Source organism: Bradyrhizobium sp. 31Argb (assembly GCF_043638955.1).
Classification (GTDB): Bacteria; Pseudomonadota; Alphaproteobacteria; order Rhizobiales; family Xanthobacteraceae; genus Bradyrhizobium.
Genome location: NZ_JBEGDB010000270.1, coordinates 1 through 10,953, shown reverse-complemented (window position 1 = coordinate 10,953; position 10,953 = coordinate 1). Strand labels below are relative to the sequence as shown.

Here is a 10,953-nt window from a genome sequence, read left to right as displayed (position 1 = left end):
CTCCACCGATCCGCTCATGCCAGGCTGTATCGCGCGCAAGCCGAAGGATGGCTAGGTGGGGGCCTCATGCCGGTTACATTCGATCCATGACGCCATCCGCGAGCCCCACCTTATAGACGGCTTCGGCGAAGTGCCTGTGGTCCGCTATCTGGCTGAGCCTGCTGTTGCCCGTGCGCTGCGGCAGCAGCATGCAAATCGGCTCGAGCATTTCGATCTCGAACGGAACGTTGACGCCGGCGGTCATCGAGAACGGCCCAGGGGTGAGCAGCCTGGTAGCGATCAATTCTTCATCGTCCATCGAGCTCTCAAGCCCGACATCGAGCAGCCACACTTTGGAGTTGTGGAGAATGTCGGTGGCGATCAGACCCACCACGTCGTGACGTTGTTCGATCTGGAGTATTGCAAACTGCGACCTGCGCATCGCATCCAGCATCAGTCGTTCGTCGGACTGCGCCTCAAACTTGGCCGACTTCGCATAGCGGTCGATCGCCCGCGAACGATCCGGCGGCGCGGTGTAGATGGCGAGGTCGTAGACGTAGTAGATCTCGTCCATGTCATCGAGAAGCAACGTCTTTCCTCGTGCCAATCCGAGCCGACGCGCTTGTTTCAGTAATGCGTCGTCGGATATGGACCTAAGAACTTCCTCATGAAGGCTCTTGGAGATTTCCCGAAGGCGAAGATAGCGGGCAAGGATGTCCGCACGTGTCAAAGGCATATCCCTCCCGGAAGCCAAGATCGGCTGCTGTTGGACGAGAGGAAAGGCCATGAAACTCTCCCGAGTTGGACCGCCAGCTTTTCACAATCGTTAACGCCGGACGTTGATTCGCGAAACGGCAGTCTGTCGGCCGCAAACAGAGAAATCTGTTCAGTGCCTCGGATGGGTTGAGCTCTTGCTCAACTCATCCGTATGTCCGATCCTGCCCGTCGAGACCGGGCAACGCGCGGGCGTTGTTCAGCGCGAAGGCCGAGGCGGGACCCGTTACCGCAGGCGAGGACCCGGCGTCGATTAGAAGGGGATGCTGAGCTACGATGAGCCGGAAGAATCGGGTTCCACTGGGCGATCGCGTCGCCAAGGCAGCCGAAGAGGCACTTGTCGCCCGGCACTTTGTGAGCGCCATCGACGTCCTCGTCGGGATCGGGTGGCTCGACCCCGGAGCGGTCGAGCGCTGGCAGCGCGGGCAGGTCGATTGCCTGGAGGAAGTTGTCCAGGTCAATCCACCGCGCATCTCGGAAGCCATGCAGCTATTCCAGTCTTGGGTGACAGCGAAAGGACTGATCGCAAGCCCGACAGCCTATGTTGCTCGTACGCCGCAACGCCAAGCGCTGCGCTTCAGTCGAAGTGGAAACCCTGAGATCGAGGCGTCATATCGGACAAATTGGCTATCGCCGGAACTCTCGGAAACGAAGCGTGAGCGCCTCGCGGAAAAGGCAAGCCGCGGCCCGGAACTGGTGGTCATCCAGCCATTGAACAGGGAGTGGACATGCCATCGGTGCGGCGGCACCGGCGATCTCCTTATGATGGAGGCGCCCGGCCCGGCGTGCCTGCACTGCGTTGGCCTCGATGATCTCGAGTTTCTGCCGGCGGGCGATGCCCTGCTCACGCGGCGAGCGAAGGCGAACAGTACCCGATATGCCGTCGTCGTGCGCTTCAGCAGAACTCGCCGCCGCTACGAACGACAGGGCCTGCTGGTCGAGCCTCGGGCCTTGCCGAATGCACGGTGATCGCGCATTGATTGCCGCGCTCTGTCCAGCACCATTGAAAATCTTAATCACATACGAGTTCGCAGTTCTATTTTGAGCGGCGCGCTGCACCAGCGGAGCTGTCCCGGCGCGCATCTTAGGACCGCGTGATCCGCGCGACGAACCACCGCACGACGCGCACCCTGACCGCTAGCGACTTATTAATCTCCCGTTGCTTAGGTCCAGACCTTCGCATGTCGAACCCGCAGTTACGAGTGATGCGGTCCCCCAAGCCGCCTGCCAGCCTGCGACTTGGAGAGCTTGATGTTAAATACCGCCGCCTTTTCCCTGGTCCTCTTCAGTTGGCTGAAGGAGATCGGGGAGATCCTGCTTCTGGTAGGGTTGAGCGGCGAGGTCGCTCTTCTGGTTCTCGGGATTTCGAAAGGCGCCTGGGAGCGAGGACTGGCGATCACGTTTGCCGCTCTCGTCCTGGTCGGCGTCGCTCTGGAATATTGGGCCGATAGCCCGAGGAGGTTCGGCCCCGCATCCCAACAGCGGATTGCCGGTGCCCTCAAGGAATTTCGTGGCACTCCGTTCGATTTCTCGGTCGAGCTTGATCCCGAAGCTGTTGCCTTGATGGAAGATGTCGGAAAGGCGCTTGATGCCGCTGGCTGGAAGAGACAGGCGGTTGCACAAGGCTCTGGATATATCCCGCCAGGAAAGCCCGCGGCCGGCATCGTCGTGTTCAAAGGGGTTGAAGTGCAGATCGCCGAATCGCGACACTCGGATTGGGGAGCGGCTGGCAAGCCAGCCGCTGTCCTTCTGCACGCCATGCGGAACGAGGGATTGACCGCAATCGTGAAACAGGTCCCGGATAATCAGGAAAGCACCGATGCGATCCATATCAAGATCGGCGCCAAGCCATAAGGCTGGGCAGCTCGTCAACCTTCGGGCTTCGGACTATCGGTGCCAAGCAAAGGCCCTTGGATGAGGGAAGCAGCCGCGCGCCCTGAAGAGAGACCGTCATGCCGGCTCGGCGGTGGAGAGCCACCAGCCGTCGCCGGCAAACCAGCACGTCCGGTCGGTTCGATCATCAAACCGTAACGATCGCACGCGATCCCAACCTTCGGTGAAGGCGTTGATGAGACGCTCACGGTCCTCTGGATCGCCGTGCAATCCCGTACAGCCGATGAACCGCGCGCGCGACACGAAGGTTGCGGGCCACCGGTCACCAGCCTGGGGCCGCGTCACGCGCAGCATACCGCCCAGTCCGAATTCCGGTGCCAACGGAAACATCAGCCTACCGCCGGGAAGCAGGGCATCGATCCACGCCCAGCTCGGAGCTGTTGCCGCCGCGCAGACGTAGATGGCGTTGGCCTTAGGCAATTCGCGGCCGATTCCGGACCCAGTGTGACCAAGACCTGGCTGTAGTCCTTCAGATTTTGTCGCGCACGCGCGGCCAGATCCTCATCGATCTCGAAGGCGGTGACGGTGCCGGAAGCTCCAACGATCTCGGCAATGACTGCCGTGTAGTATCCGGTTCCAGCCCCCACCTGGATGACCCGATCGCCTTCTCTCAAATCCATTTTGTCCAGCCAGGCGGCATGGGCGCTGGGCATTCCGATATTGATGCCACGATCGGGATCGAGCCCGATCAAGACGTCCTGGTAAATGAATGCGGGATCGTCGTCCGGGGTGCGGATGTAACCGTCGCCGCAACGGATCGACCACGGACCCGGCCCCGCGAACCGTTCGCGTGGGACGAGCGCAAATGCGTTCGCGATTCCTGGGTTTGCGTTTCCGGCAACGTATTTGGCGAAGAACTCGCGATATTTCGCCGATCGATCGTTCATCAGGAAGTTCATCCAGAACCTGAGGACCGAGACAGTGCATGCCATACCTGTAATTGGAACGCGAGTACAGACCCCGCGGGGAGGTGGGGCGCGGGATGGATGGTGGAATGACTCGGGTGGCGTCGCTATGATGCCCGCAAAGCAAATCCCCAGACTTTACGCAAGCGAGAGAGAGCGTGGAGACCATTACCGTTGCATTGATTCTGCTGCTGGCTGTGGTCGTCAGCGGCGGGGTTGCCCGCATGTCGCCGATATCGCTTCCCATGCCGCTCGTTCAGATCGTCATCGGCGTGCTCATTGCTGCGGTGGCCGACCTCGGCGTCCAATTGAAGCCGGACATTTTCTTTCTGCTGTTCCTGCCGCCACTGCTGTTTCTGGACGGCTGGCGCATCCCCAAGGAAGGACTGTTTCGCGACAAGGGGACGATCCTGGAATTGGCGTTCGGCCTCGTCGTATTCACGGTCGTCGGTGTCGGATATTTCGTCAATTGGATCATTCCGGCGATGCCTCTCGCGATCGCTTTCGCGCTCGCCGCGGTCATCTCTCCCACCGATCCGATCGCCGTCTCTGCGATTGCCGCGCGCATACCAATTCCTCGCCGGCTGATGCACATCCTCGAGGGGGAATCATTGCTCAACGACGCATCGGGCCTGGTCTGCATGCGGTTCGCCGTTGCTGCCGCTCTGACCGGGTCGTTTTCGGCGTTCGCCGCGTTCGGAACGTTCCTTTGGCTTGCTACCGGTGGCATCGCCATCGGCGTCGTTGTGACATGGGCCGTGACCGTCGCGAAGAACTGGGTCTCGCGCCATTTTGGCGAAGAGACGGGCTCGCAGATACTGATCAGTTTACTGATTCCGTTCGGCGCCTATCTCCTGGCCGAATACGTGCATTGTTCCGGCATTCTTGCGGCCGTCGCCGCCGGGATCACCATGAGCTACGCCGAGCAGAGCGGCCAGGCATTACCTGCGACCCGCATTCGTCGCGGTGCCGTCTGGGACCTGGTGCAGTTCACCGCGAACGGCGTGATCTTCGTCCTGCTTGGCGAACAGCTCCCGCAGCTCTTCGATGGTGCGGCGAGAGTGGTCCAGGAGACGGGGCATCATGCGCCAGTCTGGCTCCTCGTCTATGTGGTTGCGATCAATCTCGCTCTGGCAGCATTGCGGTTCGTCTGGGTCTGGACGTCACTACGATTTACGCTGTTTCGCGCGCATCTGAAGGGCGAGAAGCCGTATGTTCCAAGCTGGCGCCTGATCGCGGCGACCTCGATTGCCGGTGTGCGCGGTGCCATTACCCTTGCAGGCGTACTGACACTGCCGTTGACAATGAACGATGGTTCGCCATTTCCGGCACGCGATCTCGCGATCTTTCTCGCCGGCGGCGTCATCATCGTATCTTTGGTTGCCGCCACCATAACGCTGCCGTTCTTGCTCAAGGATCTGGAGCTTCCACCCGAGCCATCGCATCAGGCCGAAGAAGATCGAGCGCGCATTGGTGCGGCGGAAGCCGCGATCCGCGCGATCGAGCAGGCCCAGCATGACATGGGCGAAGGGCAAGTTGACGCCGATCTCTACACCGATGCCGGCGTTCGCATCATGGCGCTGTATCGCCAGCGTATCGACGGACGTTCCAAGGTCGGTCAGGAAGCCGAACTTGCGCAGAAAATCGACGACATCGAACGCCGCCTCCGTCTCGTCGGACTTCGCGCCGAACGGGCCGAACTGTATCGCATCGCGCGTAGCCGACAGCTCTCGGACGAGATCGCCCGCAAGTTGGTCAGGGAGGTCGATCTCCTGGAATCTCGCTTCCCGACGGCCTGACGAATGCCGGTGCGAGCCGGCAGCCTCGAGGCGATCTTCCGAGCCCGCTCAGCTCTTCACCATATCGCCCAGCATGTTTGCCGCGACCGTCAGCTTGGCGAGCGTCAGGCCGCTGGCTGCGATCTCCTCGACCGAGCGGCGGATGCGCGTTGCTTCAGGATGAGCGGCGAGCCAGTCGCCCGCGGCTTGCTGGCCGCATTGGCCGGTTGCAAGCATGTCCGCAGCCAGTCTTCTTTCGGCGGCGGCGATCTGGTCGACGGCGCGATCAATGGCGAGACGTTCGTAATTATCGTTTGCCGACACGCTGCGTGCGGCGGCGATGAGGCGATCGAGGCGGAAATTGGCCTCGGCGGCGAAGAAGGTCGTGGCGGCGTCGCCGATGGTCCGCCTGGTGCGCTCCGCGACGGTTACGATATCCGGTGCCGAGACCAGGGCGTCAAGATCAGCGAGATCACCTGCGAGGTCGGCCGGGACGCCGGCATCGATCAGGTCCTGTCGCCGCTTGCTGCGCCCGGCCTGCACGTCCTCCGGCAGGGTCTTGTCGAGTCCGGCGGCGATTTCGCGGATGCTCGGGCCGAAGCGGGCGATGACCGAGTAAAGGCCTGCCTTGAAATCAACATTGCGCACGTACCAGAGCATGCGTGAGAGCAGCAGATCTTGTATCGCCTCGTAGAGGCCCAGTTGCACTTGCCCGTCGATGCGGGTGTCCAGTCCGTCGATCGCGTCATTGAGCCGCTTCAGGCCGTAGCACTCGTCAACCGCCACGAAGGCCATGGCAATGGTCGATACATCGGCATCCGTCTCGTCGATCAGGCGCACGACACAAGCCGGGCCGCCGCGATTGACAAACGCATTGGCGAGATTGGTTGCGATAATCTCCCGGCGAAGGCGATGGTGTTCCACCGCAGTGGGGAATTTGTCCTGCACCTCGCGCGGGAAGTACTCGGATAGTTCGCGGGCGAGATATGGATCATCAGGCACGCTGGTGACGAGCAGATCGTCGTAAAGTGTCAGCTTGGCGTAAGCGAGCAGCACGGCAAGTTCCGGCCGAGACAAGGATTGGCCGCGCCGCGCGCGTTCGGCGATCGCGGCATCGTCCGGCAGGAATTCCACGGCGCGGCTGAGGAGCCCGCGCTGCTCGAGCGATTGCATCAGCCGAGTGAGGAAGCCGGTCTCGGCCAGGCCCTTGCGTTCGGCCAGCGAAAGCGCCAGCGTCTGCAGATAATTGTTGCGCAGCACCAGGGCTCCGACCTCGCCGGTCATCGCGGCAAGCAGCATATTGCGGTCGGTCGAACTGAGACGCCCTTCGCGTTCGGGGCGCGCCAGTGCAATCTTGATATTGACCTCGACGTCAGAGGTGTTGACCCCGGCCGAATTGTCGATGGCGTCGGTGTTGAGCTTGACGCCTTTCTGTGCGGCTTCGATGCGGCCGCGCTGCGTGACGCCGAGATTGGCCCCTTCGCCGATCACCCGCGCGCGGATATCAGCGCCCGCGACACGGATCGGATCGTTGGCGCGATCGCCGACCTGATCGTCGCTTTCCCCCGACGCGCGGATATAGGTGCCGATGCCGCCAAACCAGAGGAGGTCGACGCGTGCCTTGAGGATCGCCGTCATCACCTCGAAGGGGGTAGGCTGCGGCTTGTCGAGATCAAGCAGGGTCCGCACTTCCGGCGCCAGCGGGATTGCCTTGAGCGAACGCGAGAATACCCCGCCGCCCGGCGAGATCTTTGACTTGTCGTAGTCCTGCCAACTCGACCGCGGCAGGTCGAACAGGCGTTGGCGCTCGGCGTGGCTGGCGGCGAGATCGGGTGAGGGGTCGATGAAAATATCGCGGTGATCGAAAGCCGCAACGAGCCTGGTCGCCGGCGAGAGCAGCATGCCATTGCCGAAGACGTCCCCGGACATGTCGCCCACGCCGACAGCGGTGAAGGGCATGGTCTGGATATCAGTGCCGAGTTCGCGGAAATGGCGCTTGACCGCTTCCCACGCGCCGCGTGCGGTGATGCCCATTTTCTTGTGATCATAGCCCTGGCTGCCGCCGGAGGCGAAAGCATCGCCAAGCCAATGTCCCTTCTCGGTCGAGATCCCGTTGGCGATGTCGGAAAAGGTCGCGGTGCCCTTGTCGGCTGCGACAACGAGATAGGGGTCGTCGCCATCGTGCCGCACGGTGTCTTCGGGCGGCACGATCGTGTCGCCGTCGAGATTGTCCGTGAGTTCAAGCAGCGAGCGCACGAAGATGCGGTAAGCTTCGGTGCCTTCCGCCATCCAGGCCTCGCGATTGGAAGGCGGCGGCAGACGTTTGGGCACGAAGCCGCCCTTGGCGCCGACCGGCACGATGACGGCGTTCTTGACCTGCTGTGCCTTGACCAGGCCGAGGATCTCGGTGCGGAAATCCTGCGGCCGGTCGGACCAGCGCAGCCCGCCGCGCGCGACCTTGCCAAAGCGCAGATGAATGCCTTCGACGCGCGGCGAATAGACGAAGATCTCGTAGAGCGGCTGAGGTGCAGGCAGCTCCTCAATCTTGCGCGCGTCGAATTTGACGGAGATCACCGGCCGCGGATGCCCGTCTGGACCGAGCTGCCATAGATTGGTGCGGATGGCGGCCTGCACCAGATTGGTGAAACGGCGCAGAATGCGGTCTTCATCCAATGAGGCGACGGATTTGAGCTGCTCTTCGATCTCGGCGAGGAGGGCCGTCTCGCGCGCCGAGCGCTCGGCGTCGGTGGCGGTGAGGCGCGGGTCGAAGCGAGCCTGGAACAGAGCGACGATGCTGGTGGTGATCGCGGTGTTCTTGCGCAGAGTCTCCGACATGTAGTCCTGGCTGAACGGCGCGCGGATCTGATGCAGGTAGCGGGAGAGGGCGCGGATGGCCGAAACTTCGCGCCAGCTCAGGACCGTGCGCAGGATCAGCGTGTTGTATCCGTCGGATTCGGCGCGATCGCCCACCACCGCCATGATCGAGGCTTCCAGGCGACGGGCGAATTCCGCGGTGATGACGATCGGCTTGCCGTCATTGGCCTCGATCGTCATGTCGTGCAGCCAAACCGGCGCGGGTGCGGGCGTGGCGCTCGGCCTGATCTCATAGGTGCGCTCGTTGACGACGCGCAGGCCGTGATTTTCGATCACCGGCACCCGATAGGACAGCGACAAAGGCGCGCCGCGCGAAAAGACCTTGAGGCCGAAACGCGTCGGATCGTCGCCGTCGATGCGGTGAACCGAAAGCGCCACGGAACGAGCGGCAGTGAGCTTTTCGATGATGGCGATATCGGCAATCGCTTGTGAGGTGTCGAAGACCTCGGTATAGCCGCCGGTAAAGGCTCGTGCATAACGGTTGGCGATCAGGCGGGCCCGCATGCCGTCAGCGGTGGTCGCAAGCGCGGCTTTCAGCTTGTCAGCCCATGTTGCGGCGATGGCGCTGATTCCGGCTTCAAGCGTGGCGCGCTCGATGACAGGCGTGTCGCCTTCGTAGCGCCCAATGATGTAGTGGACGCGGGCAAGGGACCCCTCTGGGAAAGCTGCGTAGGAGGCCGCCAGTTGCCCCTTATAGACCTGCGCCAGGAAGCCTGCGACGCGTGTACGCACATCGGTGTCATATTTATCACGCGGAATGAAGGCGAGGATGGAGACGAAACGGTCGAATTTGTCGGCCCGCGCCAGCGCCCGCACGCGGGGGCGCTCATAAAGCATCAGGATCTCCATGACGAAATTGTAGAGAGTCTCGACGTCGACCTGGACGAGCTCGTCGCGCGGATATTCTTCAAGGATATGCAGGAGCGCCTTGCCCGAATGGCTGTCCGGCTCGAAGCCGGCGCGCTCGAGCACCTGCGCCGCCTTGTGGCGGACATAGGGGATCTGCCGCACCGAGCGGGTATAGGCGGCGGAGGTGAACAGGCCGACGAGGCGCAATTCGCCCTCAAGCCGGCCGTCGGGCGTAAAGAGCTTGATGCCCACATAGTCCATCCGGACGCGGCGATGGACGCGGCTGCTCACATTGGCCTTGATGACGATGAGCAGGGTAGGCTCTCGCATGAACGCGCGGATCTCCGACGTCATCACCACCATTTCGGCGCCGCGGCGCAGCACCTTCACATCGGGATCGCGCAGGATGCCGAGGCCTTCGCCGGTGGTGATGTCGTCCGGCGCATCGCCGTCCGGTGCGAAGCGGTATTCTCGGAGGCCGAGAAAAGTGAAATTGTCGGCGCACAGCCATTGCAGGAACTGGGTGGCTTCGGCGACCTCGTCGATCGGCATCGGCGGCGGATTGGAGCTGAAGGTCTTGATCGCCTGCTCCACGCGGGCGCGCATGGCTCGCCAGTCGGTGACGCAGGCGCGCACGTCGCTCAGCGTCTTGGAGAGGCCGTCGATCAGCTTCTGGCGGTCGGCCTCGGCGTCCAGGCGTGCGATGTGGAAGTGAATCAGGCTTTCGCGCTCGCCCGTTATCCCCTCGGGGAGCGCCTCGCCGCAGAAATGCAGCAGCTTGCCCTGCTCGTTGCGCTCCACGGCAATGATCGGGTGGGCGACCAGCGTGACCTCGATGCCCTGCTCGGCGAGCTCCGCCATGGTGGAATCGAACAGGAAGGGCATGTTGTCATTGAGAACCTCGAGCACGGAAATCTCGCGCCCGTCCGGCATCATCGGATTGATCACGCGGATGTCGGCACTATCAGCGGTCCGCCGCTGCACATGTTCCCAGGCTTGTTCTGCCAAAAAGGCCAGCGACACGGCGTCGTAATTGGCGAGGTCCTCGATGTTACTGTGGCCAAACAGAAGCTCGGCAAAGGCCCGGGGCGTCTTGCCCGGCTGCACGCTCCCACCGGCCTCGTGGATCAGGGTTGCTCGGGCCTTGTCGTCACGCCACGCCATAACGTCCTCCATTTCCCGCGCAGGCTGACCGCAGTCACGATCGCCTGCCTGATTTCGGAGTGCATCTCTTCGAGCGCCGTCGTCTTGATCGCAGTTGATTGCGTAAGCGAAATCCTTGGTCCCGGAGCTTCGGCGGCTCCTGATATCGAACATTATATCATCTCCGCGCGACCAGGGGGGAGTTGTCGTCAGCGCGCCGAAAGGGTTTGCGGTGCAGCGTGAAACCGAAGTCGGATGCTGTCGACTTTCGCCGGTAGTCTGGAAAACAAAGGAATCTCAAGCACGGACGCATGAGTTCGCAGTTTTGCTGGGAGGGGCCCGCCGTGGCCAAAGGCGGCTAACGTCAAGCTCGTCGCTCGGCAACAACCCAGAGGTGGACCGATATCTATTATCGTGCAAGGCGACGTTGGCGCTGTGAAAGCCGCGGTCGATGCAGGCGGGGCCAGCGAGAGCCCGGACCTTGTCCGGAAATTGACAATCGCGGGAGCTGCGCCCCGAGGCGGCGCATCGTCCCGGAATGACGGCGTGTGTTGAGACGCGAGCTATGCAAAAACTGCCCGACGGGCAAATCAGCGAAAAGTCTGTCCACCCCTCCCGTAAAAAATAATCCGCTTTCGCCGTCGGGCAAATCAGTGATTTAACTCCGCGCGTCTCACGCGAATGAGGGGCGGCTCGCGATCGTCACGAACGTTGCGGTGAGATGCGGTGGACGCGGGTGTCACGACTGACGAGCGTGG

At 62.3% G+C, this 10,953-nt stretch carries 7 protein-coding genes and 1 pseudogene; 3 read left to right on the top strand and 5 right to left on the bottom strand.

The window, feature by feature from the left end:
• Positions 1-73: 73 nt before the first annotated feature.
• A complete protein-coding gene (locus AAFX91_RS33565) occupies positions 74-766 on the bottom strand; it encodes a hypothetical protein (RefSeq protein WP_394569424.1) in 693 nt (230 codons plus the stop codon).
• Between the two features lie 341 nt (positions 767-1,107).
• Here AAFX91_RS33565 and AAFX91_RS33560 point away from each other — a divergent pair, with 341 nt between their 5' ends.
• A complete protein-coding gene (locus tag AAFX91_RS33560; RefSeq protein ID WP_394569423.1) occupies positions 1,108-1,722 on the top strand; it encodes a hypothetical protein in 615 nt (204 codons plus the stop codon).
• A 285-nt stretch (positions 1,723-2,007) separates the two neighbouring features.
• On the opposite strand, the gene AAFX91_RS33555 is transcribed toward AAFX91_RS33560, so the two are convergent.
• From AAFX91_RS33555 to AAFX91_RS33545, 3 genes are all read right to left on the bottom strand, one after another.
• Complete coding sequence (locus tag AAFX91_RS33555) at positions 2,008-2,583, bottom strand: hypothetical protein (protein ID WP_394569422.1); 576 nt, start codon at positions 2,581-2,583, stop codon at positions 2,008-2,010.
• A 120-nt stretch (positions 2,584-2,703) separates the two neighbouring features.
• The gene (locus tag AAFX91_RS33550) at positions 2,704-2,967 is read right to left on the bottom strand and encodes a hypothetical protein (protein ID WP_394569421.1); all 264 of its coding nucleotides are present in this window, start codon (positions 2,965-2,967) and stop codon (positions 2,704-2,706) included.
• Positions 2,968-2,975: 8 nt separating this feature from the next.
• The gene (locus tag AAFX91_RS33545) at positions 2,976-3,533 is read right to left on the bottom strand and encodes a protein-L-isoaspartate O-methyltransferase (protein WP_394569420.1); all 558 of its coding nucleotides are present in this window, start codon (positions 3,531-3,533) and stop codon (positions 2,976-2,978) included.
• A gap of 176 nt (positions 3,534-3,709) precedes the next feature.
• On the opposite strand from AAFX91_RS33545, the gene AAFX91_RS33540 reads away from it, so the two are divergent.
• Positions 3,710-5,350, top strand: coding sequence for a Na+/H+ antiporter (locus tag AAFX91_RS33540; protein ID WP_394569419.1), 1,641 nt, complete (start codon positions 3,710-3,712; stop codon positions 5,348-5,350).
• A gap of 48 nt (positions 5,351-5,398) precedes the next feature.
• Here the strand turns inward: AAFX91_RS33540 and AAFX91_RS33535 are convergent, their stop codons facing one another.
• Positions 5,399-10,228, bottom strand: coding sequence for an NAD-glutamate dehydrogenase (locus tag AAFX91_RS33535; protein ID WP_394569418.1), 4,830 nt, complete (start codon positions 10,226-10,228; stop codon positions 5,399-5,401).
• Between the two features lie 330 nt (positions 10,229-10,558).
• Here AAFX91_RS33535 and AAFX91_RS33530 point away from each other — a divergent pair.
• Positions 10,559-10,750, top strand: a pseudogene (locus AAFX91_RS33530) (BMC domain-containing protein); the annotation flags it as partial.
• Positions 10,751-10,953: the final 203 nt, after the last annotated feature.